Source organism: Sphingopyxis sp. H073, assembly GCF_001468395.1.
In the GTDB taxonomy this organism is placed as follows: Bacteria; Pseudomonadota; Alphaproteobacteria; order Sphingomonadales; family Sphingomonadaceae; genus Sphingopyxis.
The window spans coordinates 498,972-520,940 of record NZ_LNSG01000001.1; the positions used below are offsets into that span (position 1 = coordinate 498,972).

General features: G+C 66.0%; 24 protein-coding genes. 5 read left to right on the forward strand and 19 right to left on the reverse strand.

Annotated features, from left to right (window positions below; all coding sequences use genetic code 11):
- Positions 1-3 precede the first annotated feature (3 nt).
- Positions 4-2,163, reverse strand: coding sequence for a prolyl oligopeptidase family serine peptidase (locus ATE64_RS02540; protein WP_197410098.1), 2,160 nt, complete (start codon positions 2,161-2,163; stop codon positions 4-6).
- Between the two features lie 317 nt (positions 2,164-2,480).
- Between ATE64_RS02540 and ATE64_RS21925 the strand changes: the two genes are divergently transcribed.
- On the forward strand, positions 2,481-3,137 hold the full coding sequence (locus ATE64_RS21925; RefSeq protein ID WP_167541731.1) for a PEPxxWA-CTERM sorting domain-containing protein: 657 nt from the start codon (positions 2,481-2,483) through the stop codon (positions 3,135-3,137).
- Between the two features lie 109 nt (positions 3,138-3,246).
- On the opposite strand, the gene rplQ is transcribed toward ATE64_RS21925, so the two are convergent.
- The 4 genes from rplQ to rpsM all read right to left on the reverse strand — a co-directional run bounded on the left by rplQ (position 3,247) and on the right by rpsM (position 5,771).
- Positions 3,247-3,666, reverse strand: coding sequence for a 50S ribosomal protein L17 (rplQ, locus tag ATE64_RS02550; protein ID WP_058454490.1), 420 nt, complete (start codon positions 3,664-3,666; stop codon positions 3,247-3,249).
- Positions 3,667-3,774: 108 nt separating this feature from the next.
- Positions 3,775-4,833, reverse strand: coding sequence for a DNA-directed RNA polymerase subunit alpha (locus tag ATE64_RS02555; RefSeq protein ID WP_058454489.1), 1,059 nt, complete (start codon positions 4,831-4,833; stop codon positions 3,775-3,777).
- Positions 4,834-4,934: 101 nt separating this feature from the next.
- Positions 4,935-5,324, reverse strand: coding sequence for a 30S ribosomal protein S11 (rpsK, locus tag ATE64_RS02560; RefSeq protein WP_003040416.1), 390 nt, complete (start codon positions 5,322-5,324; stop codon positions 4,935-4,937).
- Positions 5,325-5,402: 78 nt separating this feature from the next.
- Positions 5,403-5,771 (reverse strand): 30S ribosomal protein S13, encoded by a 369-nt coding sequence (gene rpsM, locus ATE64_RS02565; protein WP_058454488.1) that lies wholly within the window; start codon positions 5,769-5,771, stop codon positions 5,403-5,405.
- Positions 5,772-5,983: 212 nt separating this feature from the next.
- On the opposite strand from rpsM, the gene ATE64_RS02570 reads away from it, so the two are divergent.
- Positions 5,984-6,502: a TetR/AcrR family transcriptional regulator gene (locus ATE64_RS02570; RefSeq protein WP_058454487.1), complete on the forward strand. Its 519-nt coding sequence runs from the start codon at positions 5,984-5,986 to the stop codon at positions 6,500-6,502.
- Here ATE64_RS02570 and ATE64_RS02575 read toward each other — a convergent pair.
- The 4 genes from ATE64_RS02575 to ATE64_RS02590 all read right to left on the reverse strand — a co-directional run bounded on the left by ATE64_RS02575 (position 6,487) and on the right by ATE64_RS02590 (position 9,584).
- The gene (locus tag ATE64_RS02575; RefSeq protein WP_058454486.1) at positions 6,487-6,900 is read right to left on the reverse strand and encodes a hypothetical protein; all 414 of its coding nucleotides are present in this window, start codon (positions 6,898-6,900) and stop codon (positions 6,487-6,489) included. The two genes, ATE64_RS02570 and ATE64_RS02575, sit on opposite strands and share 16 nt — an antisense overlap.
- An 87-nt stretch (positions 6,901-6,987) precedes the next feature.
- On the reverse strand, positions 6,988-7,779 hold the full coding sequence (locus tag ATE64_RS02580) for a 3'(2'),5'-bisphosphate nucleotidase CysQ (RefSeq protein ID WP_058454485.1): 792 nt from the start codon (positions 7,777-7,779) through the stop codon (positions 6,988-6,990).
- A 10-nt stretch (positions 7,780-7,789) separates the two neighbouring features.
- Entirely contained in the window at positions 7,790-9,133 is a 1,344-nt protein-coding gene (locus tag ATE64_RS02585; protein WP_058454484.1) for a metallopeptidase TldD-related protein, read from the reverse strand.
- 52 nt (positions 9,134-9,185) lie between these two features.
- Positions 9,186-9,584: a hypothetical protein gene (locus ATE64_RS02590; RefSeq protein WP_058454483.1), complete on the reverse strand. Its 399-nt coding sequence runs from the start codon at positions 9,582-9,584 to the stop codon at positions 9,186-9,188.
- A gap of 302 nt (positions 9,585-9,886) precedes the next feature.
- Between ATE64_RS02590 and ATE64_RS02595 the strand changes: the two genes are divergently transcribed.
- The gene (locus tag ATE64_RS02595; protein WP_058454482.1) at positions 9,887-11,821 is read left to right on the forward strand and encodes a prolyl oligopeptidase family serine peptidase; all 1,935 of its coding nucleotides are present in this window, start codon (positions 9,887-9,889) and stop codon (positions 11,819-11,821) included.
- 70 nt (positions 11,822-11,891) lie between these two features.
- The gene (locus ATE64_RS02600) at positions 11,892-13,154 is read left to right on the forward strand and encodes a SulP family inorganic anion transporter (RefSeq protein WP_058454481.1); all 1,263 of its coding nucleotides are present in this window, start codon (positions 11,892-11,894) and stop codon (positions 13,152-13,154) included.
- Positions 13,155-13,158: 4 nt separating this feature from the next.
- On the opposite strand, the gene ATE64_RS02605 is transcribed toward ATE64_RS02600, so the two are convergent.
- From ATE64_RS02605 to ATE64_RS02650, 10 genes are all read right to left on the reverse strand, one after another.
- Complete coding sequence (locus ATE64_RS02605; protein WP_058454688.1) at positions 13,159-13,767, reverse strand: hypothetical protein; 609 nt, start codon at positions 13,765-13,767, stop codon at positions 13,159-13,161.
- Positions 13,768-13,850: 83 nt separating this feature from the next.
- Entirely contained in the window at positions 13,851-14,369 is a 519-nt protein-coding gene (locus tag ATE64_RS02610) for a demethoxyubiquinone hydroxylase family protein (RefSeq protein WP_058454480.1), read from the reverse strand.
- Complete coding sequence (locus ATE64_RS02615) at positions 14,366-14,848, reverse strand: disulfide bond formation protein B (RefSeq protein ID WP_058454479.1); 483 nt, start codon at positions 14,846-14,848, stop codon at positions 14,366-14,368. The genes ATE64_RS02610 and ATE64_RS02615 overlap by 4 nt, the downstream gene beginning before the upstream one ends.
- Positions 14,849-14,867: 19 nt before the next feature.
- On the reverse strand, positions 14,868-16,268 hold the full coding sequence (locus tag ATE64_RS02620) for a S41 family peptidase (protein WP_058454478.1): 1,401 nt from the start codon (positions 16,266-16,268) through the stop codon (positions 14,868-14,870).
- Positions 16,269-16,400: 132 nt separating this feature from the next.
- Positions 16,401-17,615: a peptidoglycan DD-metalloendopeptidase family protein gene (locus ATE64_RS02625; RefSeq protein ID WP_058454477.1), complete on the reverse strand. Its 1,215-nt coding sequence runs from the start codon at positions 17,613-17,615 to the stop codon at positions 16,401-16,403.
- The gene (locus ATE64_RS02630; RefSeq protein WP_058454476.1) at positions 17,612-18,040 is read right to left on the reverse strand and encodes a 23S rRNA (pseudouridine(1915)-N(3))-methyltransferase RlmH; all 429 of its coding nucleotides are present in this window, start codon (positions 18,038-18,040) and stop codon (positions 17,612-17,614) included. The genes ATE64_RS02625 and ATE64_RS02630 overlap by 4 nt, the downstream gene beginning before the upstream one ends.
- A gap of 32 nt (positions 18,041-18,072) precedes the next feature.
- Complete coding sequence (gene rsfS, locus ATE64_RS02635; protein WP_082657548.1) at positions 18,073-18,483, reverse strand: ribosome silencing factor; 411 nt, start codon at positions 18,481-18,483, stop codon at positions 18,073-18,075.
- Entirely contained in the window at positions 18,480-19,133 is a 654-nt protein-coding gene (locus ATE64_RS02640) for a nicotinate-nucleotide adenylyltransferase (RefSeq protein WP_058454475.1), read from the reverse strand. The genes rsfS and ATE64_RS02640 overlap by 4 nt, the downstream gene beginning before the upstream one ends.
- Complete coding sequence (locus tag ATE64_RS02645) at positions 19,130-19,510, reverse strand: hypothetical protein (protein WP_058454474.1); 381 nt, start codon at positions 19,508-19,510, stop codon at positions 19,130-19,132. The genes ATE64_RS02640 and ATE64_RS02645 overlap by 4 nt, the downstream gene beginning before the upstream one ends.
- Positions 19,474-20,757, reverse strand: coding sequence for a glutamate-5-semialdehyde dehydrogenase (locus ATE64_RS02650; protein ID WP_058454686.1), 1,284 nt, complete (start codon positions 20,755-20,757; stop codon positions 19,474-19,476). Before ATE64_RS02650 ends, ATE64_RS02645 begins: the two co-directional genes overlap by 37 nt.
- 78 nt (positions 20,758-20,835) lie before the next feature.
- Here ATE64_RS02650 and ATE64_RS02655 point away from each other — a divergent pair, with 78 nt between their 5' ends.
- Positions 20,836-21,966, forward strand: a complete 1,131-nt coding sequence (locus tag ATE64_RS02655; protein WP_058454473.1) for a DUF3667 domain-containing protein — start codon at positions 20,836-20,838, stop codon at positions 21,964-21,966.
- Positions 21,967-21,969: the final 3 nt, after the last annotated feature.

Sequence of the window (21,969 nt, forward strand, 5' to 3'; positions counted from 1 at the left end):
CGCCTATTCGACCTTCAGCCCGGTCCATTTGGCGGCAAAGGCATATTTGTCCGCCGCCTCGGCGATGATCTTGTCGACCGGCTTGCCCGACCCGTGACCCGCGCGCGTTTCGACGCGGATCAGGTGCGGCTTGGGGCCGATATCCTCATGCTGCAGTTCGGCGGTATATTTGAAGCTGTGCCCCGGCACGACGCGGTCGTCGGTGTCGGCCGTGGTGACGAGAATCGCCGGATAGGCCGCGCCGCCCTTGATATTGTGATAGGGCGAATAGCCAAGGAGGTTCCGGAAATCGGCTTCCTTCGACGGATAGCCATAGTCGTCGGTCCAATAGCGGCCGGCAGTGAAACGGTCGAAGCGCAGCATGTCCATCACGCCGACCGCGGGCAGCGCCGCAGCGAACAGATCGGGGCGCTGGTTGGTGACCGCGCCGACCAACAGCCCGCCGTTCGACCCGCCCTCGATGACGAGCTGACCCTTGCCTGCGATCCCCTCTGCGATCAGATATTCGCCCGCGGCAATGAAGTCGTCGAACACATTCTGTTTCTTGTCGAGCCGGCCGGCATCGTGCCACGCCTTCCCATATTCGCCGCCGCCGCGCAGGTTAGCGACCGCGAACACGCCGCCCTTGTCCATCCACGCGAGCTTGGTGGGCGAGAAGCCCGGCACCTGCGACACGTTGAACCCGCCATAGCCGTAGAGGAGGGTGGGCGATCCCTTGCTGCGATCGAGCCCCTTTTTCATCACGACGAACATCGGGATCTGCGTGCCGTCCTTCGACTTGTAGAAACGCTGTTCGACCGAAAATTGCTTGGGGTCGAAGGTCAGCTTGGGCGCGGCGAACACCTCGCTCTTGCCGGTCACCGTATCGAGGCGGAAGATCGTCGTCGGCGTCGCGTAGCTCGAAAATTCGTAAAAGGTTTCCGCGTCCCTCGGATTGCCGCCAAAGCCCTTCGCCGACCCGATATCGGCCAGACGGATTGCTGAAATCGGCTTGCCGTCGAGCCCGATCATCACCGCCTGCGACTTGGCGTCGCCGAGATAGGACAGGATGATGCGGTTGCCGACGCGCGAGGCGCCGACGAGTGTCGACTGGCTCTCCGGGACCAGTTCGGTAATTTCGCCGGGCTTGCGGATGTCGAGCGACACGAGGCGCGCGCGGGGCGCCCCCTTGTTGGTCAGGAAGGTGAAGCGCGAGCCCGCGTTGGTGACATATTCCCAATTGTTTGCATAGTCGTCGACGAGCGGAATCGCCGCGCCGCCCTTCGCAGGATGCAGTGTCAGGCCATAGCGTTCGTCGGTCCCTTTGGACGAGACAACAAGGACATATTTTCCGTCGTCGGTGACGACCGCGCTGTGGTTGAGCTTCGGCTCGTCGGGGGTGGCGTGGATCAGCACGTCCTCGCTCTGCGGCGTGCCGAGCTTGTGGAAATAGACCGCGTGATTTTCGTTGAGCGACTGGAAAGCCTGGCCTTCCTTCGGCTCGGGGAAACGCGAATAGTAAAAGCCGCTGCCGTCCTTCGCCCAGTCGAGCGCCGAGAATTTGACCCAGCGGATCTCGTCGCTGGTGTCTTGTCCCGTCGCGACGTCCTTGACGCGGACGATGCGCCAGTCGGTGCCGCCGTCCTGCACCGAATAGAGCAGATATTTGCCGTCTTCCGATGGGTTCCATTCGCCGAGCGCGGTCGCGCCGTCCTTTGCCCAGGCATTGGGATCGATCAGCACGCGGCCCTCGCCCTTCAGTCCGTCGCGGACATAGAGCACCGACTGCGGCTGAAGCCCGTCGTTGCGCGTGTAGAAATAGTGCGTCCCCGCCTTCGTCGGCAGGCCAAAGCGTTCGTAATTATAGAGTTCGGTCATCCGCTTGTGGAACGCCTCGCGGCCGGGAAGCGTCGCAAGATAGGCGTCGGTGACCTTGTTTTGCTCGGCAACCCACGCCGCGACCTTCGGATTGACGCGAACATCGTCCTCCAGCCAGCGATAGGGGTCGGCGACGTCGACGCCGAATTGCCGATCGACCGTCGAGCCGCGTTCGGTCGCCGGATAGGCGAGCGCCGGGGCAGGGGCCGCGGCGGAATCGGTAGCGTTTGCAGCGGTCGGCGCAACGGCGGGCGTCATCATCAGCGCGACCAGCGCAAGCGGCGCGCGCATATCTTTACGGGGCATGGCAAGGCGATCCTCATCGTCGAAGCAACAATCGTGCGCCATTATGTAAGGATAGAAAGAGGCCGGGCAAGCGGATTTGGGCATCGGCTTGGGGTGCCGGCCATATTTTGAGCGGCCAGGCGGCGGGGCCGCTGCAGATCGCTCGACGGCCGGGCGCGGGCGGCGATCGTCCGCAAAAAGATCGCCGTAAATCAGCATGTACCACTTCGGCACATCTTCCCCGGTGCCCTACTTTCATGGTTTCCGAAATGCTAAAACTCCGAGTCGCCGGGCGTGACGAACCGAATGAAGGGCGCGCCGGGCGTGGGGGAAAAGACATGAAAAAACCGCTTGCTGCTATGGCCTTGCTCCTTGCATCCGCGCTTCCGGTTGCGGCGCAGGCCGCCGTGACGATCACCTTCGACGATAAGGAGACGATTTCGAGCAGCAATGATTTCAAGTCGCAGCTGAACGCGCTGGGCCTCACGAAATATTCGTCGGACGACGTTTCGCTGGTCCTCACCGAAAATTCGATCATCACCTTCTATCTGCTCGGTTCGGAAAGCGGCTTCAACGACAGTTTCGCGACGATTTCGACCCCCAATCTGATCAAGAGCGAGAACACGCCCTTCCAGAATAACTTCGGCGCGCCGGTTTCGATCGGCAGCGGCGCATTCAATGCCGGCAGTCTCGCCGGCCGCCTGAATTTCTCGAGCGTCGGCGGGAAGCCGGCGACGGTCGGGGACGACGGCTTCGGCATCTTCCTGACCAAAATGCAGAAGAGCGGCAGTTCCGTTTCGACCTTCTATTTCGGTTATGACGACCAGATTCAGGGCGCCGACAACGATTATGACGATCTGATCATCAAGGCCGTCGTCACCTCGGCGGTGCCCGAGCCCGCGACCTGGGCGATGTTCCTGTTCGGCTTTGCCGCTGTCGGCGGCGTGATGCGCGCGCAGCGCCGCAAGGGGAAGCTTTCCGTTTCCTATGGCTGAGGCTTCGGTTCGGCGACCGGCCGGGCGAGCCTCCGCATTATCGAACATGAAAAAGGGCGGCAGTCCCTGCGGACGCCGCCCTTGATCTTTTGTCGCTGGAAGCCGCGGCTTACGCGTCTTCGAATTCGTCCTCGGTCAGCACCGGACCCGAATCCTGGCCCTTGGCATCGACGTCGCGATCGACGAATTCGATGATCGCGATCGGTGCGGCGTCCGAGGCGCGGATGCCGGCCTTGATGATGCGGGTATAGCCGCCGTTGCGGTCCTTGTAGCGCTCGGCGAGGACATCGAACAGCTTCGCGAGCTGCGTGTCGTCCATCAGGCGGCTCTTGGCGAGACGGCGGTTGGCAAGGCCGCCGCGCTTCGCGAGCGTGACCAGCTTTTCGACGTAGGGACGCAGTTCCTTCGCCTTGGCGACGGTCGTCGTGATCTGCTCGTGCTTGATGAGCGAGGCCGACATGTTGCGGAACATCGCGATGCGATGCGCGCCGGTGCGCTGAAGCTTCCGGCCACCCGATTTATGACGCATGATTTCTTCCTTCGTTCGTTAAGGGCCCGTGTGAGGTAGCCCAGACCAGGTCGATTATCGGGCCGACCCATTCCCGTTGTGGGACCCGGCTTTCGCCGGGCCGCAAGATCAGCCGAGAAGCTCCTGTTCGAGCTTCTTCGCCATTTCCTCGATATTCTCCGGCGGCCAGCCGGGGATGTCCATGCCGAGGCGCAGGCCCATCGACGACAGCACTTCCTTGATTTCGTTCAAGGACTTGCGGCCGAAGTTCGGCGTGCGGAGCATTTCGGCTTCGGTCTTCTGAACGAGATCACCGATGTAGATGATGTTGTCGTTCTTGAGGCAGTTCGCCGAACGGACCGACAGCTCGAGCTCGTCGACCTTCTTGAGAAGGAAGCGGTTGAGCTGGTTGACGTCCGATTCCTCGGTCGCGGCCGAGGGGGCCGCCATGCCGATCAGGCCGCTGTCGTTCATCGCCTCTTCGAAGTGGACGAAGACCTGCAGCTGGTCCTGGAGGATGCGCGCCGCATAAGCGACGGCGTCTTCCGGGGTGACCGTGCCGTCGGTTTCGACGGTCAGGCTCAGCTTGTCGAAATCGAGCTCCTGGCCGATACGCGCATTGTCGACCTTGTAGGCGACCTGGCGGACGGGCGAGTAGAGCGAGTCGACCGGGATTAGGCCGATCGGCGCGTCGGCCGGGCGGTTCGCGGTCGCGGGGACGTAACCCTTGCCGGTGTCGGCGACGAGTTCCATGTTCAGCGTCGCGCCGTCGTCGAGGTGGCAGATGACATGGTTCGGGTTCATCACCTTGATGTCACCCGACACCATGATGTCGCCCGCCTTGACGGTCGCGGGACCGGTCGCCGAGAGCTGCAGCCGCTTCGGGCCTTCGCCTTCCATCTTGAGGGCGATCTGCTTCACGTTGAGGACGATGTCGGTGACATCTTCGCGCACGCCGGCAAGGCTCGAGAATTCGTGCAGAACATTCTCGATCTTGATCGACGTAATGGCCGCACCCTGGAGCGACGACAGCAGCACGCGGCGCAGCGCGTTGCCAAGCGTCAGACCGAAACCGCGCTCAAGCGGTTCGGCGACGAAGGTCGCCTTGCGCTTGCCGTCGCCGCCGGCCTTGATTTCCAGGTTGCTGGGCTTCTTCAATTCCTGCCAGTTCCGGATATTGACAGTCATGGACTTCCCTTCGCTATGGGCGGGGCGGCTGGGGTCGGCAGCGGTCCCGCGGAGATATTGCGGCGGCACGGCGGCCGAAGCCGCCGTTCCGGAAAAAGGTGTCAGACGCGGCGGCGCTTGGCCGGGCGGACACCATTGTGCGGGATCGGCGTCACGTCGCGGATCGACGTGATGTGGAACCCGACGGCCTGCAGGGCGCGGAGAGCCGATTCGCGGCCCGCGCCGGGGCCCTTGACCTCGACTTCGAGGGTGCGGACGCCGTGTTCGGCGGCCTTCTTGCCCGCGTCTTCGGCGCACACCTGCGCGGCGTACGGGGTCGACTTGCGGCTGCCCTTGAAGCCCATCATGCCGGCGCTCGACCAGGCAATCGCATTGCCCTGCGCGTCGGTGATGGTGATCATCGTATTGTTGAAGGTCGCGTTGACGTGGGCCACACCCGACGAGATATTCTTGCGTTCGCGCCGACGAAGGCGCTGCGGTTCACGAGCCATGATGAAATCCTAACCTAAATCCGTAAAGCGGGCCGGGGCACAAGCCGGTGAGGGCGGCCGCCGGCGCGAAAAACCGGCTTACTTCTTCTTGCCGGCGATCGGCTTCGCCTTGCCCTTGCGGGTGCGCGCATTGGTGTGCGTGCGCTGGCCGCGGACGGGAAGGCCCTTGCGATGACGCAGGCCGCGATAGCAGGCGAGGTCCATCAGGCGCTTGATGTTCATCGCCGTGTTGCGGCGAAGGTCACCCTCGACCGTGTGGTCGGCGTCGAGCGTTTCGCGGATCTGCAGGATCTCGGCGTCGCTGAGGTCCTGGACGCGGCGGCTGTGGTCGATGCCCAGCTTGTCGGCGATGTCGACGGCGGTCTTGCGACCGATGCCGTGGATGTAGGTGAGCGCGATGATGACGCGCTTGTTGGTGGGCAGGTTGACGCCCGCGATACGTGCCATTGGTAACTTTCTCCTGCTCCACAGGGTCGCTGGCAACGACCCCATCTCAAAGCGTCTGATTTCCAACGCAAAAAACGGACCACGAACACGCTTGGAGCGTTTCGCCGTCCGGTCAGGCTGTCGGAATGGTGCGCAGGTAAGGCGAGTCGGGCAGAAAGTCAAGGGAAGTGCGGCCATTTGCACCGCTCCGCCATTCGTGCCACAGCGCAGGCGTGACCGAGGCCGCCGACCGCCCTGCCATCTGGCTCGACCCGCTCGCCGATCATGTGCTGGCGCATGGCATTGCGGGGTCGAGCCTGCGCGCGCTGGCCCGTGCGGCCGGAACCAGCGATCGGATGCTCCTTTATTATTATCCCGACAAGGGCGCGCTGCTTGCTGCCGTGCTCGAACGCGCGGCGGGGCGGATGACGGCACTGCTCGACGCGGCGGCCCCGGCCCAGCCTCTGGGAGCGGAGGAGCTGCGCGCGCGGATCGTCCCGATGCTTCGCGAGCCGGTTGCGGCCCCTTTCATGCGTCTGTGGCTGGAACTTGCCGCCCGGGGCGCTGCGGGCGACGCGCTGGCGCGGCGCGTCGGCGCAGCGATCGGCGGCGGCCTTATGGTGTGGATCGAGGCCCATCTGCTTCCCGATGCTGGCCCGGCCGCCGCCGCGCGATTGCTGGCGGAAATCGAAGGCCTGGTCCTTCTCGACAGTCTGGGAATGGCGAGCGTGGTCGATCAGGCGCTCGGCTGAACGCGGTTCAGCCAGCAGCCGAGGAAGATTGCGACCGCCCCGCCCCACAGGATCGACGCACCCGCCGACGCCAGATTGTTGCTATTCGCCGCGTAAAGCTCCGGCACCACGACCAACGCGACACTGTCGAGCGTGATGGCCGCAGCCGTGGCGACCGCGCTCGCCAGAGCCATCTGGTCGCTGCGCAGTCCCGCTAGCGCCCTTAACAGCAGCAGCACGGGCAAGGTTCCCGGGATCAACGCCGCATAGACGATCCAGCGCGCCGTGCCGGCGTACCAGCCGGAATCGCCGATCCAGCGGCAGACCAATGCCCCGACGAGCCAGACGACGACCCCCATCCCGACGATGATCGCGAGTTGGCGCGTGGTGAAGGGAAGGTGCCGGTCCTGTGCTGCCATGGTAGAGCTCCTTTGTGTAGCATGTGCTACAGAGGTGAATAGCACGATGTAGCACATGCTACAACAGGCCGGCTCGGCGCCGTTGCGTCAGGCGTTGTAGGCGATCATGGCGGCGCGGTCGTGTAGCCGGCTGACGACCGCCCGGTGGATCCCGGGGGAGCAGGCGATGACACCGAAGGCTTGCGCGCGCGGCGTATTGAAGACCAGCGGTTCGCCGAAGGCGTCGGTGACGACGGCCCCGGCCTCGGTCGCAATCAGCGCCGCAGCGGCGACGTCCCACTCGAACCCCCAGCGCAGCGTCGCGACCAGGTCGGCGCGGTCGTCGGCGACGAGCGCCATGCGCAGCGCGATGCTGTTCGGCTTCGTCACCATGATCAGGTCGCGGTCGATCTTCGGCAGGCTGTCGGCGGGGACGCGCGATCCATCGAAGATCATCCGGCGGCTGGCGCGCAGCGTTTCGCCGTTCAAGGTCGCGCCCTTGCCCTTTTGCGCGACCCACAGCTCGTCGAGCGCGGGGGCATAGAGCACGCCGAGCTCGGGTTGGCCGTCGATCACCAGCGCGACCGACACGCACCAGCCGGGGCGGCCGCGGATGAAATCGCGCGTGCCGTCGATGGGGTCGACGCACCACATGGCGCGGCACGACAGGCGGTCCTCATTGTCGGCGGTCTCTTCGGAGAGCCAGCCAGCCTCGGGGACCATCGCGCCGAGCACGGCTTTCAGCCGCGCATCGACGGCCAGGTCGACGTCGCTAACCGGATTGTCGTGCGACTTGTTCCAGACGTTGACGGCCTTGCCCTCGCCGCGCCAGCGCGCCATCGCCATATCGCCGACCTCGCGCGTCGCGGCGATCACGGCTTCGAGGTTGCGACCCGGCATCGGCGGCGGCTCAGCTGCTGGCGACGGTCATGCCGTCGATGCGCAGCGTCGGCACATTGGTGGCATGCCGGAATTCGAGGTCGTTCGCAGGGACCAGCGCGGCGAACATGTCGACCAGATTGCCCGCGATGGTGAATTCGGCGATCGGACCGGCGATTGCGCCGTCGCGGATCACGAAGCCCGAAGCGCCGCGGCTGTAATCGCCGGTGACGGGATTGACGCCCTGGCCGATGAGTTCGGTGACGTAGATGCCTTCCTTGATGTCGGCCATCAGCGCCTCGGGGCTCAGGCTGCCCGCGGCGAGGTGGAGGTTGCTCGCGCTCACCCCCGATGCACCGCCGCCGCGGCTCGCGTGGCCGGTGGGCGAAAGGCCGAGCTGCTTCGCCGAAGCGGTATCGAGCAGCCAGCCGGTGATCCTGCCGCCGGACACGATGTCCCGCGCTGCGGTCGGCAGACCTTCGCCGTCGAACGCCCGGCTGCGCAGCCCGCGCGGACGATGCGGCTCGTCGCGGATCAGGATGCTGCTGTCGAAGAGCGCCTGCTCCTCCTTGCCGAGCAGGAAGCTGGTGCCGCGCGCGATCGACGGACCCGCGATCGCGCCGAGCAGATGGCCGACGATGCTGCCGCCGACGCGCGGATCGATCATGACGGGGAGTTTACCGACCGGCGCCTTGCCGGGATTGAGGCGGGCAACCGCGCGCGTCCCGGCGCGCGCGCCGATCTCTGCGGTGCTTTCAAGATCGGCAAGGTGGTGCGCGCTGTGCCAGCCATAGTCGCGCTGCATCGAAGCGCCTTCGCCGGCGATCACGCTCGCCGACACGCTATGGCCGCTTGACCCATAGCCGCCAGCAAAGCCGTGGCTCGTGGCGAGCGCGAAGCGCGTGCGGCTGTGGCTCGCACTGCCGCCCTCGCTGTTGGTCACGCCGGTGATCGCGCGCGCGGCTTCCTCGACCGCGAGCGCGGCTTCGCGCAGCGCCTGCGGGTCGGCCTCGCTGCCGTCGTCGAGATCGAGATCGGGGACGGGCCCCTTGAACAGCAAGTCCTGCGGGGCGAGACCGGCATAGGGATCTTCGGGTGCCTCGCGCGCCATCGCGACACAGCGCTCGACGAGCTTGGCGAGTTCGCCCGCGTCCATGTCGGCGGTCGAGACGCTGGCGCTCCGCTGCCCGACGAAGACCCGCAGGCTGATATCCTGTCCTTCGGAGCGTTCGACGTCCTCCAATGCGCCAAGGCGCATCGAGACCGAGGTCGCGGCATTGCAATAATAGAGCGCGTCGGCGGCGTCGGCGCCGGCTTTGGTCGCGGCGTCGCACAGCATCTGCGCGCGGTCTAGGGCTTCGGCAACGGTCAGCATCCGCGCGCCCTATACGGCGCGCGGGTCAGCGTCAAAAATTAAAGTCGATGATTTAGCGCGCGATCGCAGCGATAGCGTCGGTCGCCGCCATCGCTCCGCTGACCCAGAGAAAGGGCAGGATGAGTGCAGCCGCCCACAGCCGACGCGTATCGCGGCGGAAGCGCTGATGAAGCCCGCGGCTCGCGAGGGCCTGGCGGCTGAGATGATACCAGCGCCGCTCGGTCATCCGCGCGATCGGCAGCGCGAGCGCGACGAGCATGATGAGCGCAACGATGATGAGCGCCGAAGGGGCACCGGCCGAAACGGCGCTGGCGACGAGCCAGACCTGAAGCGCGGCGAAGGCAATGAGGGCGGCCGCGGCGTGAACGGTCATGCGGCGGCCAAGGCTGCGTGCCGGCGGTACGCTTGCAGTCGATCGGCGCCAGAGGCGCGGTCCGAACGTCGATGCCATGTTTTTCAGCCTCCCCGGCCGGCGATTCCCAGAAACCGCACGATTTGCCCCAAAAATTCCCAAGTCAAGACACTCTGCGCGCGATTCGTTAAAAAATGCATTCGATTCGTCCCGGATTCGCAACGAAATCGCGCCGGGGCGCCCAAATCGCTGCAAAAACGGTGATAATTGGCCCGATTTTTGCCCCAGGCGGGTTGCAGACGGTCGAGCGTGGAGCGCCGTTGGTCGAAGCCCTGCATCCAGGGGCCGGGGTCGTGCCGTCTAAGTTTCATCTACTCGCACGAAGCAATTGGGGAAATAGCATGCGTCATCTCGCCATTCTGGCCGCCCTCGCTCTTCCGCTCGCACCGGCCCTCCCCGCGGAGGGCGGCCGGCCGGGAATCGAACCCAAGCCCGCGGCGCTGATCGCCGACGGAATCCCGGAGGTTCCGGCCGATATCACCGCGGCGACGCGGCCCTATATGGAAAATCGCAGCGCCAGCTTCGTCGGCTGGAACGAGGTCGATCGGTCGATGCTGATCGCGACGCGTTTCGGCAACACCGCGCAGATTCACCGCGTGGCGGCGCCGATGGGCGCGCGCCAGCAACTGACGTTCGAGGCCGAGCCGGTCGGCGTCGGCGCCTGGTCGCCGAAAAGCGCCGACATCATGCTGGTCCAGAAGGACGTCGGCGGGAACGAATTTTTCCAGATTTATGCGCTGAAGGACGGTCGGCTCGAACTGCTGACCGACGGCAAGAGCCGCAACGGATATAATGCCTGGAGCAGGGATGGCACGACACTCGCCTACACGTCGACGCGTCGCAACGGTCGCGACAGCGACATCTACCTCATCGATCCGCGCGATCGCGCGTCGAACAGGATGATTGCGCAGGTCGAGGGCGGCGGCTGGGCGGTCAATGACTTCTCTCCCGACATGCGCTGGGCGATCGTGTCGCAATATGTGTCTGTCGAGCAGGCCGACCTGTTCCGTCTTGATCTTGCCAGCGGTGCGCTTACGCCGATCGGCGACCACAAGAAGGCGATAGCGCAGCGCGGTGCCGAATTCGCACCCGACGGCACGATCTGGCTGACGAGCGACGAGGGGTCGGACTTCCAGCGGCTAGGCACGCTGGACCCGGCAAGCGGCAAGTTCACCGCGAAGGGCCCCGCCGAAAAATGGGACGTCACCAGCTTCAACATCGCCGACGACGGCAGTTTCATCGCCTATGTCGTCAACGAAGCGGGCATGTCGAAGCTGCGGTTGCTCGATCCGAAGAGCGGAGCGGTGCGCACGGTGGACCTGCCGGCGGGTGTCATCGGCGGGGTGAGTATCGCGCCATGGGGCGAGGTTGGTTTCAGCTTCACCTCGGCGCGCAGCGCGACCGATGCGTATAGCGTCGACCCGAAGACGCTGAAGGTCACGCGCTGGACGCAGAGCGAGACCGGCGGGCTCGACGTCACGCGGAATGTCGAACCCGAGCTGGTCAAGGTAAAGAGCTTCGACGGGCTGGAAGTGTCGGGTTTCCTCTACCGTCCCGACCCCGCGAAATTCCCCGGCAAGCGTCCGCTGATCATGAGCGTCCACGGCGGCCCTGAAAGCCAGTCGCGTCCGGGCTTCATGGGCCGCAACAATTATCTGCTCAACGAAATGGGGGTGGCGCTCTTCTATCCCAATGTTCGCGGTTCGACCGGCTACGGCAAGACCTTCGTCGGTCTCGACAACGGTCCGTTCAAACGCGAGGACAGCGTCAAGGACATGGGGGCCTTTCTCGACAGCCTCGCAAAGGACAAGGGGCTCGATGCGAGCCGTTTCGGCCTGACCGGCGGCAGCTATGGGGGGTATATGTGCTATGCCGCCGCGACCCATTTTGCCGACAAGCTGCGGGCGAACCTGTGCGTCGTCGCGATCTCCAATTTCGTGACCTTCCTCGAGAATACGCAGGAATATCGCCGCGACCTGCGCCGCGTCGAATATGGTGACGAGCGCGTGCCTGCGCAGCGCAAGAAGCTGATGGAAATCTCGCCGCTGACCCGCGTTTCAGAGATCAGCAAGCCGATGTTCGTCGTCACGGGCGCGAACGACCCGCGCGTGCCGGCGTCGGAGGCCGATCAGATCGTCGCGGCAGTGCGCGCCAAGGGCGGCACGGCGTGGCACCTCGTCGGCACCAACGAGGGGCATGGCTTCGCGAAGAAGGAAAATGCCGATTATCAATTCTGGACGTCGCTGATCTTCTGGCAGAAATATCTGCTCGATTGACGGTCATGCCTTGACCCGGCGCGGGGCCGGCGATTAGCGCTTTCGGCGGATTTCAGCCGAAGGAGATGCGATGCGCCGGCCCAAGCTGCTGGATACGATGCGCGACTACAGCTGGCCGCTGTTTCGCGCCGACGCCCTGGCCGGGATCAGCGTCGCGCTCGTCGCCCTGCCGCTGTGCATCGCGATCGCCATCGCGTCGGGCAGCACGCCGTTCGTCGGGCTGGTCACCGCGATCATCGGTGGCTTCATCCTCTCCGCGACCAGCGGCAGCAGGGTCCAGATCGGCGGGCCGACCGGCGCCTTCATCGTCGTCGTCTATGGCGTGATCCAGAGCCACGGGATGGACGGGCTGATCGTCGCGACGATCATGGCCGGGATCATCCTGGTGATCGCGGGCTTCTTTCGCGCCGGCCGGCTGATCGCGCTGGTCCCCGAGCCGGTGATCGACGGCTTCACCATCGGCATCGCGGCGATCATCGCGGTCAGTCAGTTTCAGGATGCGCTTGGCCTGTCGGCGGGCAAGGTTCCGGCCGACATGATTCCGAAGCTGGAGGCGCTGTGGGCGGCGCGTGCGACCCTGAGCCCCGCTGCGCTCGGCATCACCGCCGCGACGATCGCCGCCATCCTGCTGCTGCGCCGCTGGCGCCCACGCTGGCCGGTGCTGGTGATCGCGGTCGGGTTCGCGTCGCTCGCGGTGCTATGGTTGCATCTTCCCGTCGATACCGTCGGGTCGCGCTTCGGCAGTTTGCCGAACGGCCTGCCGGCGCCGCACTGGCCGCAGGTGACGGCCGATCGCATCGTCGTGCTGCTGCCCTCGGCCTTCACCATCGCCTTTCTCGCCGGCGTTGAGTCCCTGCTCTCGGCGATCGTCGCCGACCGTATGTTCGGGGGCCATCACCGGCCGAGTGCCGAGCTGCTGGCGCAAGGCTATGCCAATATCGTCACGCCGCTGTTCGGCGGGCTACCGGTGACCGGCGCGATCGCGCGTACCGCGACCAACGTCCGGGCAGGCGGGCGGACGCCGGTCGCGGGTATGGTCCATGCGCTGGTGATCCTGGCTGTGGTGCTCGTCGCCGGGAAGCTGGCAGGCGCGCTGGCGCTGCCCGCGCTTGCGGCTGTGTTGCTCGTCACCGCGCTTAACATGGCCGAGCCCGAGAAATGGCGCGAGCATCTGGCGCTCCCGAAGGACGAACTGCTGCTGCTCGTGTTGACCCTGGTCCTGACCGTCTTCGCTGACCTCACGATCGCGATCGGCGTCGGGGTCGCGCTCGGGCTGCTGCTGCGCTGGGGGAAAGGGCGCGCGTCGGCGCCGTGGACGCCGCGCGGCCGCTGACCGGTCAATTCTTCGGCGGAACCGGCAGCTCGCCCGCGTCGACATCGGGCGTAACCGGGGCAGGGGCCTGACCACTCGCCTGACGCTCGAGTTCTGCCGCCGCCTTCTGCCGTTCGGCGAGCGCCTTCTCCTCGGCGGTTACCGCCGCCTCGACCTCGGCGGCCGCCGCGTCGATGCCGGCGAGGCGCTTGGCGCGCTCGTCGGCGATCATCGTCTGCCAGTCGGTCTTGTCCGCCGCCCTCTGCTCGGCCTTGGCGCCCGCGACGAGTTGCTGGGTGCAGCCGGTGAAGCCGCCGAGCCCGACGGGCGAGCAGCTGTCGGTGCCGAACCGGCCGACGCGTTCCATCGAGGTCACGCGATTGAGCCACGCCTGGTTGCGCGGGTCGAGCGGGTCGCCGCCGCGGAAGATCTGCGGCACACGATAACGGTCCTGTTCGGGCAGGCGGTTGCAGACGACGATCTCGTCGGGGCTCGATGACTCGCACTTGTCCTGACCGTACACGATGACCTGGTTGATCTTTTCGGCATTGGTCGTGTCGGCGTCCTGCGCGGCGGCAGGAAGCGCGGCGAAGCTGCTGGCAAGAAGGAGCGCGGCGAGCGGCAGGCGGGTCATCAGTTTATCCTTCATCCTGTTTTGGCGGGCTTGGCACCATAAGCCTGCATCCGTGCTGAACGGGCAGGATTGTTCGAATTCTATCAGATACGCTTCGACAGCGCGATGGCTGCGCGGCAACCGGCGCGGATTGCGAGGCTGAGCAGCGGATAGCCGGGCGCGCTTTCGGCACCGGCCGCGAGCGCCGTTTCCTTATGCTCCAGTTCCTCGGCGCGGAAATCCTCGACCGCGGCGCTGAGTTCGGGGTCGCTATCGCCGAGCTCGTCCAGCTGGTGCCGATAATGGCGGTCGATTTCGGTCTCGACCGCGGCGGTACACGCCATCGCGGCGCGCGGACCGATCGCGGCGGTGACCGCGCCGAGCGCGAAGCCCGCGACGTTCCACACCGGCTGCAGGGCGGTCGGGCGCACGCCCCGCCGCGCGACCATCGCGTCGAAGAATTTGCGGTGCCGCTCTTCCTGTTCGGCCATATGCGCGATTTCGCGCGCCATCGGGTGACGGTCGCCCATCACCGCGAGCTGGCCGGCGTAGATGCGCGTCGCGCCATATTCGCCCGCCTGATCGACGCGGATCATCGATGCGTTTTTCGTCGGTTTGCTCATGCTGCCGATGTGCGCCCGCGGCGGAGCAAGGTCAAGACGAGCGCGGCGGCGGCAGCCGAGAATATCGCGTTGAAACCCGCGAGCGAAATGCCGGCGAGGGTCCATTGCGGGACGTCGCAGCGCGTGATCGGGGCGGCCATGATATCGTCGAGCGTGATCGGGCCGGTGACGCCGGTGCTGCACGTCGTCAGTCCCTGCCAAAGGCCATATTCGACCCCGGCATGGAAGACGCCGATCGCGCCGCTGATCGCGATCGCGATCGCGGCGAGCAGAGTCAGCGTGCGCATCGCAGCGTCATTCCTGCGCAGCAGCAGCGCGAGCAGCGCGAGCACGATGGCCGCCTGGTGCGGCCAGCGCTGCCAATAGCACATCTCGCAGGGATGAAGGCCGAAGCCGAACTGCGAGACGAGCGCACCGCCATACAGGAGCAACGGCGCGGCGAGCGCGACGAACGGCGCGGCGAGACGCGATTTCAACATTGCGACCCCTCGAAAACTGTCAGTTGCGCGCGGTCGGCTTGGCGGCCGGCTTTACCGGCGGCTTGCCGCCCTGCGCCATACGCGGCGCGTTCGGGCCGATCCGCCCGATCGTCTGCAGCGCATAGTAAAGCTGATAATCGTCGATACCCTTCGCCTTCAGGTCGGTGGCGCTCGCGGTGAAGCGCGGGTCGTCCTTCTCGTCCTTTTCGAGCAGGCTGTTGTCGACCTTTTTCTCGTTGATCAGGTGGCGGCGAAGGTCGCTCTCGCGGAAGCGCGGACGGTTCTTGTAATCGGGGTCCGAAAGCTGCGGCACACGGATGTCGGGCTCGATCCCGCCTTCCTGTACGCTGCGGCCCGACGGGGTGTAATAGCGTGCGGTGGTGAGACGAAGCGCGGTCGTGTCGGTCAGAGGCAGCACCGTCTGCACCGATCCCTTGCCGAAGCTGCGTTCGCCCATGATGACCGCGCGATGCTGGTCCTGGAGCGCGCCTGCGACGATTTCGGAGGCCGAGGCCGAGCCGGCGTCGATCAGCACGATCACCGGCGCACCGCCGGTCATGTCGCCCGTTTCGGCGAAATAGCGTTCGATGTCGCCCTTCTTGCGCCCGCGCTGCGACACGATCTCGCCGCGGTCGAGGAACAGGTCGCTGACGCCGACTGCTTCGTCGAGCAGCCCGCCGGGGTTCGACCGGAGATCGAGCACCCAGCCGCGCGGTTTGCGGCCCAGCGATTTTTCGACCGAGACCATGGCCGATTTGAGGTCGCGGGTCGCGTCGGCGGAGAAGCTGGTGATCGTCAGCACTCCGACGTCATCCTTCACTTCCCACTTCACCGGCTTCACGTCGATGATTTCGCGCGTCAGCGACATTTCGATCGGCTTGTCCTGACCCTCGCGCACGACGGTAATGTCGATCTTCGTGCCCGGACGCCCGCGCATCTGCTCGACCGCCTCGTCGAGCGTGAGCCCGAAAATCAGTTCCTTGTTGATGTGGGTGATATAATCGCCGGCCTTGATGCCCGCGCGTTCGGCGGGCGTGTCGGCGGTCGGGGCGATCACCTTGACGACGCCGTCCTCCATGGTGACCGACAGGCCGAGCCCGCCATATTCGCCGTCGGTCTGCGTGCGCAGGTTCGAATAGTCGCGCGCGTCGAGATATCCCGAATGCGGGTCGAGGCTGGCGAGCATCCCGTTGATCGCGCCCTCGATCAGCTTGTCGTCGCTGACGGGTTCGACATAGTTGGATTTGACCTCGAGAAAGACGTCCATGAAGCGCGAGATTTCTTCCTGCGTCGACGCATCCACCGTCGCCATCGCGCCGGTCGCGAGCGGGACGAGCGCGAGCGTCGAGAAGGCAGCGGCGCCCTGCCACAGCGCGAAGCGGCGCTTGGGGGAGGCTTGGGTCTTGGTCGATTCGGTCATGGTCGTCTTTCAATCCGCGAGGAAGCACCTCGCCTTATAAATCCCGGCCGTCCATCGTCCTATGGATTTATGAGGCCGTCAAGCGCTCATCCCGATACGGGGCAAGCCCCGAACGGGCGATTAACGCGCGTCTCAGCCGAGCATCGCCACGATATCGACCGGGCGGCCGGCCCGGCGCAATTCGATGGTGATCCGGCTGTCCTGCGATCCCGCGCGGCCGACCGGCGTCCCGGCGTCGAGCGTATCGCCGACCCCGACCGACAGCGCGATCATTCCGGTGACGAGCGAGGTCCAGCCCCCGCCATGGTCGATGATCACGATCTTGCCATAACCGCGATAATCGCCGGCAAAGCTGACCCGGCCGGGAGCGGGCGCGACCACCTGCCCGCCGGGGCGCGCGGCGATGGTGATACCGCGCGATCGGACGCCGCTTTCATTGACCTCGCCAAGCCCGGCGACGATGCGCCCCACGACGGGCAGGCGGTAAGCGCCGCGCGCAAGCTCCGCTTCGGCCGGAGCGGGCGGCGCGGCGGTCATCGCCGCGCTCGTCGGATCGCGCGGACGGGGCAGGGGGCCGGCGAGTTCGGCAAGTTCGCCGCGCGTCGCGCTGTCGATCTCCAGCGTGTCCATCAGGTCGACAATGTCGCGCGCCTTTTCGCCGAGCCCTAGCGCGCGGTCGGCCTCGAGCTGCGCGCTGCTCATCAGCTCGCGCGAGCGGAGGCGGCCTTCATTCTCGAGCCGCGTCAGCGCGTCGCGGCGCTGCGCGAGCTGGGTCTTGCTGGCGGCGAGGGCCTTCAGGGCGATCGCCTGCTGGGTCTTCGTCGCGCGCAATTGCACGAGTTCGCGGCGGACCCCTGCGGTGCGCTGCGCGATCACCGGCATCGCGGCGTCGAGCACGGCGCGCGCATGGACCATGTCGGCGAGCGAGCCCGGCTGCGCGAGGACGCTGACGGGCGGCTGGCGCGACAGTTGCTGGAGCGCCGCGGTGAGTTCGAGCAGAGGCTGGCGCTGTTCGGCAAGACGCGCTTCCTGCGCCGCAACACGCTGGCCCACGAGCGCGACGCGCGCTTCGCCCGCGTTGATATCGGCCTCCGCGGACTGGATGCGCGCGGCGAGCGCGGCGCTGCGTTTCTTCAGCCGGTCGGCTTCGCTCCGCGCGGCAGTCGCCTGCGCTTCGAGCGCGGCGCTGCGTTCCATCGCCTCGGCCGATTGCTGCTTGGCGGTCAGGAGTTGCTGGCGCTCGTTCGCGGCGATCGCGTCGGGATCGAAAACGTCGCTTTGTGCAATGGCGAGTGCCCCGCCCGCGACCGTCACGGCCAGCGCCAGCGTCGCCAGTGCCCGCCTCATTGCCGTCCCTCGCGATGATAGGGGTGACCGGCGACGATGCTGGTCGCGCGCCACAATTGTTCGGCGAGCATCGCGCGCGCCATCAGGTGCGGCCAGGTTGCGCGGCCAAAGGCAATTACCTTGTCGGCGCCCTCGCGCTCCTCGGGCGTGAAGCCGTCCGCCGCGCCGAGGCAGAAGCGCGCTTCGCGGACGCCGCCATCGCGCCACTTTTCGAGGAGTTTGGCAAATTCGAGGGAAGAGAGCTGTTCGCCGCCCTCGTCGAGCAATATGGTGCGGCTGTTCTCTGCCGCGGCGGGCGCGCGACCGCCGGTGTCGGGAAGCTCCGAAATCTTCTGCGCCCAGGTCACGCGCTTCATGTAGCGCTCGACCAGCTCGGCCTCGGGCCCCCGCCCGATACGCCCGCGCGCGATGATGTGCAGCAACATGACGCCTCGCCTACGTTAGCGAGGCAAAGGCGTCAATTTACCGCGGCAACCGGCGGCGCGTCGCCGAACGACCACATGCGCTCGAGGTTGTAGAAGCTGCGCACTTCGGGGCGGAACAGATGGACGATCACGTCGCCCGAATCGATCAGCACCCAGTCGGCGTTCGGCAGGCCCTCGACGCGGACGTGTCGGCCCGTTTCCTGCTTGATGCGCTGCGCCAGCTTGTCGGCGATCGCCGACACATGACGCGTCGACCGGCCGCTGGCGATCACCATATGATCGGCGATGCTGCTCTTGCCGGCAAGCGGGATGGAGATGGTTTCCTGAGCCTGATCCTCGTCCAGCTGGTGGAGGATCAGCGCGTGGAGTGCTTCCACGCTGTCGTCCGAAGACGTAGGGGCGGTTGCGGCGCCGGGCGCGGCATCCTTACTGGCGGCTATCAAGCTTTTTCATTCCTTTCATCCATGGCCAGCCGCGAATGCGTGACAGGGTCGCGCATCGCGCGGCCTGCATAGCTCTCGAACCAGCGGGGGTTGGCCTGCCGTATTGCAGTTGCGGATCGCACATCGGGCGAAAAACGCAGGAACACGAGGGCAGGCGGTCTCCAGTCTGTCCATCGACATCTCTGGTCCGCGGGCCGGACAAAGCGCCGCAGCCATCCCATCGCCTTCGCAGCGTGGGTTCGGCCATTATAGCCCGGACGCGCGACAATCGCAATCGGGATCAAGCGTGCGATCTCCCGCCAGTCGCGCCATTCGGGCAATTGGGCGAGGTTGTCGGCACCCATGATCCAGATGAACTGCCGGTTCGGGTAACGGCGGACGAGCTTCTTCAGCGTGTCGACGGTGTAGCGTGTGCCGAGTTCGGCCTCGATCGCGGTCGCGCGAATCGGCGATCGGCGGGCCATGCGCTGCGCCGAGCCGAGGCGGGCAGGAAGCGGGGCCATGCCTTTCGCCGGCTTCAGCGGATTGCCCGGCGAGACGAGCCACCACAGTTCGTCGAGTCCCAGCGCATCGATCGCGTTGAGGCTGATCGAGCGATGGCCCCCGTGCGCGGGGTTGAAACTGCCGCCGAGGAGGCCGGTGGTGATCATTCGGGGAAGGATTTCACGACCCGTATATGGCCCACGATCGCCCGGTTGAAATTCGGTAGGTCCTCTGCGGGTATCCAATATTCCTCATGCTCGCGACCGCCGGCCTGTTCGACCCTGTAGCCCGCGAGATAATCGGCACTCACATCGAATTCGGTCACGAAGCCGGATCCCGATGCCGGCACATTCCAGTCGCGCGCGATTTTTACGGCATATTCGAATGTCGTGACCGGATAGAAAATGGGCTGATCGGGCAAACGGGGCGGGAATTCGCGCATCGCACTATCGGTGATCAGCGTCAGCTCCTTCGGCCCGACTGGCCGCCACAAACGGACTGTTTCGCTCAAGGCCGGGCCTGCCCCGTGCCGCGCACCAGCCATTTGTACGTCGTGAGCCCCTCGAGCGCGACCGGGCCGCGCGCATGGAGGCGGCCGGTCGCGATGCCGATTTCGGCGCCGAGGCCGAATTCGCCGCCATCGGCGAATTGCGTCGAGGCATTGTGCATGACGATCGCGCTGTCGACTTCGGCAAGGAAACGCTCGGCCGTCTCGTTGTCCTCGGTGACGATGGCGTCGGTATGGCGGCTCGAATGCGCGTCGATATGCGCGAGCGCGCCATCGAGGCCGTCGACGAGCGCAATCGAGACGATCGCATCGAGATATTCGGTGTCCCAGTCGCCCGCCGCTGCCGTCTCGACATGCGCGCTCAGCGCCGCGACACCCTTGTCGCCGCGCACTTCGCAGCCCGCCGCGATCAGCGCGTCGACGATCGCGAGCGGGGCGGAGTAGGCGCGATCGATCAGGATCGTTTCGGTCGCGCCGCAGACGCCGGTGCGACGCATCTTTGCGTTGACCGCAAGTTCGACCGCCTTCGCCGGATCGGCGGCCGCGTCGATATAGAGATGGTTGATCCCGTCGAGGTGCGCGAGCACGGGCACGCGCGCCTCGTCCTGCACCCGCGCGACAAGACCCTTGCCGCCGCGCGGAATGATGATGTCGACCAGTCCCTGCGCGCGGAGCAGTGCGCCGACCGCCGCGCGGTCCTGCACGGGCACGAGTTGCACCGCGTCGGCGGGCAGGCCGCTTGCCTCCAGACCCGCCGCCATCGCGGCATGGATTGCGCGGTTGCTGTGCACCGCCTCGCTGCCGCCGCGCAGGATCACGGCGTTGCCCGACATCAGGCCGAGCGCCGCGGCATCGGCGGTCACATTGGGGCGGCTTTCATAGATGATGCCGACGACGCCGAGCGGGACGCGCACGCGGCTGAGTTCCATGCCGTTGGGCCGGGTGGCGCGGTCAATCTCGCGCCCGACCGGGTCGGCAAGACCCGCGACATCCTCGACCGCGTCGGCGATTGCCGCGAGGCGCCCCTCGTCGAGCCGCAGCCGGTCGAGCATCGCCGACGACAGGCCGGCGGTCTTGCCCGCGTCCATATCCCGTGCATTGGCCGCGAGAATCGCCGGTGCCTGAGCGCGCAATTCGGCTGCGGCGGCGCGCAGTGCGGCCGCTTTTGCGTCGGTCGGTGCGACGGCCAGGATCTTTGCGACGACGCGCGCGCGCGCGCCCATTTCGGCGATCAGCGCATCGGCATCGATAAGGCGCGGCGTGGCAAGGGCTTCGGCGGTCATGACGCCGCCCCTATCATGTTTTGCCTGGACCTCGAAAGCCCCGTTGCACGCCGCCGCGCGCGCCACTAGTCAGGGCGCATGAGCGGGGATATCGAGAGCATCGGGGCGGCGATCACGGCCGGGCTGGCGGGCGCGGCGGTCGAGCCGAAACATGGTGGCGCGGCCGGGCATGAGGGACTCCGCTGCCTCAACTGCGGGACCAGTTTCGTCGGCTCGCACTGTCATCGCTGCGGGCAGAGGGCCGATGTCCATCGCAGCTTCGGGGCGATCGGGCACGACCTTGTCCATGCGATCTTTCATTTCGAGGGCAAGCTGTGGAACACGCTGCCGCTGCTGACATGGCGCCCGGGCGACCTGACGCGCCGCTATATCCACGGCGAACGCGCGCGTTTCATCTCGCCGCTGGCGCTGTTCCTCTTTGCGGTGTTCCTGACCTATGCGGTGCTGGCGATGGTCGGCAGCGGCGGGGTCAGCGAAGGGCTCAGCAAGGCGGCCGCGGAACAGACCCGCACCACCGCGATCAAGGACAGTATGCAGGAGGAAGTCGACCGGATCGACGCCGAGCTTGCAAAAGCCGACCTGCCGCGGGCGGATCGCCGGAAGCTGGAGCAGGAACGCGAAATCCTTCAGAAAAGTGCCGATTATCTGGGCATCTCGCGCAGCCGCAGCGAAGCCGAACGGGACGCCGAGAGCGCCGCGGGGCCGCCGGTGCTGAACGATCCGAAGCAGCAGGTCGCGAGTAGCGCCGACTTCATCACGCGCAACAAGGTCAACACCGGTGTGCCCTTCATCGATCACGGTCTGGAGAAGGCTTTCGCCAACCCCGCCCTGATCCTCTACAAGCTTCAGGCGAACGCCTATAAATTCGCCTGGGCGCTGATCCCGCTGTCGCTGCCTTTCATGTGGCTGCTCTATCCGTTCAGCCGCCGCTTCCACACCTATGACCATTTCGTCTTTGTCACTTACTCGATCAGCTTCATGCTGCTCCTGTTCGTCGCGGTGCGGCTCCTGAACCTCACGATTTTCGGCGATGTCGCGACCTTCGTCGCGATGTTCTATGTCCCGTTCCATATGTACCGGCAGCTTCGCGGCGCCTATCGTTCGTCGCGGTTGGGGTCGCTGGCGCGCGCGACCCTTCTGCTCTTTTTCAGCCTGTTTTCGGTGATCATGTTCATGCTGCTGCTGCTCGCGCTCGGGTTCAGCGGCTAGTCG

Bases quoted from the DNA above. Each gene is read 5' to 3' on its own strand.
- ATE64_RS02540 (WP_197410098.1), bottom strand. From the start codon at position 2,163: ATGCCCCGTAAAGATATGCGCGCGCCGCTTGCGCTGGTCGCGCTGATG.
- ATE64_RS21925 (WP_167541731.1), top strand. From the start codon at position 2,481: ATGAAAAAACCGCTTGCTGCTATGGCCTTGCTCCTTGCATCCGCGCTT.
- rplQ (WP_058454490.1), bottom strand. From the start codon at position 3,666: ATGCGTCATAAATCGGGTGGCCGGAAGCTTCAGCGCACCGGCGCGCAT.
- ATE64_RS02555 (WP_058454489.1), bottom strand. From the start codon at position 4,833: ATGACTGTCAATATCCGGAACTGGCAGGAATTGAAGAAGCCCAGCAAC.
- rpsK (WP_003040416.1), bottom strand. From the start codon at position 5,324: ATGGCTCGTGAACCGCAGCGCCTTCGTCGGCGCGAACGCAAGAATATC.
- rpsM (WP_058454488.1), bottom strand. From the start codon at position 5,771: ATGGCACGTATCGCGGGCGTCAACCTGCCCACCAACAAGCGCGTCATC.
- ATE64_RS02575 (WP_058454486.1), bottom strand. From the start codon at position 6,900: ATGGCAGCACAGGACCGGCACCTTCCCTTCACCACGCGCCAACTCGCG.
- ATE64_RS02580 (WP_058454485.1), bottom strand. From the start codon at position 7,779: ATGCCGGGTCGCAACCTCGAAGCCGTGATCGCCGCGACGCGCGAGGTC.
- ATE64_RS02585 (WP_058454484.1), bottom strand. From the start codon at position 9,133: ATGCTGACCGTTGCCGAAGCCCTAGACCGCGCGCAGATGCTGTGCGAC.
- ATE64_RS02590 (WP_058454483.1), bottom strand. From the start codon at position 9,584: ATGGCATCGACGTTCGGACCGCGCCTCTGGCGCCGATCGACTGCAAGC.
- ATE64_RS02595 (WP_058454482.1), top strand. From the start codon at position 9,887: ATGCGTCATCTCGCCATTCTGGCCGCCCTCGCTCTTCCGCTCGCACCG.
- ATE64_RS02600 (WP_058454481.1), top strand. From the start codon at position 11,892: ATGCGCCGGCCCAAGCTGCTGGATACGATGCGCGACTACAGCTGGCCG.
- ATE64_RS02605 (WP_058454688.1), bottom strand. From the start codon at position 13,767: ATGACCCGCCTGCCGCTCGCCGCGCTCCTTCTTGCCAGCAGCTTCGCC.
- ATE64_RS02610 (WP_058454480.1), bottom strand. From the start codon at position 14,369: ATGAGCAAACCGACGAAAAACGCATCGATGATCCGCGTCGATCAGGCG.
- ATE64_RS02615 (WP_058454479.1), bottom strand. From the start codon at position 14,848: ATGTTGAAATCGCGTCTCGCCGCGCCGTTCGTCGCGCTCGCCGCGCCG.
- ATE64_RS02620 (WP_058454478.1), bottom strand. From the start codon at position 16,268: ATGACCGAATCGACCAAGACCCAAGCCTCCCCCAAGCGCCGCTTCGCG.
- ATE64_RS02625 (WP_058454477.1), bottom strand. From the start codon at position 17,615: ATGAGGCGGGCACTGGCGACGCTGGCGCTGGCCGTGACGGTCGCGGGC.
- ATE64_RS02630 (WP_058454476.1), bottom strand. From the start codon at position 18,040: ATGTTGCTGCACATCATCGCGCGCGGGCGTATCGGGCGGGGGCCCGAG.
- ATE64_RS02640 (WP_058454475.1), bottom strand. From the start codon at position 19,133: ATGATCACCACCGGCCTCCTCGGCGGCAGTTTCAACCCCGCGCACGGG.
- ATE64_RS02645 (WP_058454474.1), bottom strand. From the start codon at position 19,510: ATGGCTGGTGCGCGGCACGGGGCAGGCCCGGCCTTGAGCGAAACAGTC.
- ATE64_RS02650 (WP_058454686.1), bottom strand. From the start codon at position 20,757: ATGACCGCCGAAGCCCTTGCCACGCCGCGCCTTATCGATGCCGATGCG.
- ATE64_RS02655 (WP_058454473.1), top strand. From the start codon at position 20,836: ATGAGCGGGGATATCGAGAGCATCGGGGCGGCGATCACGGCCGGGCTG.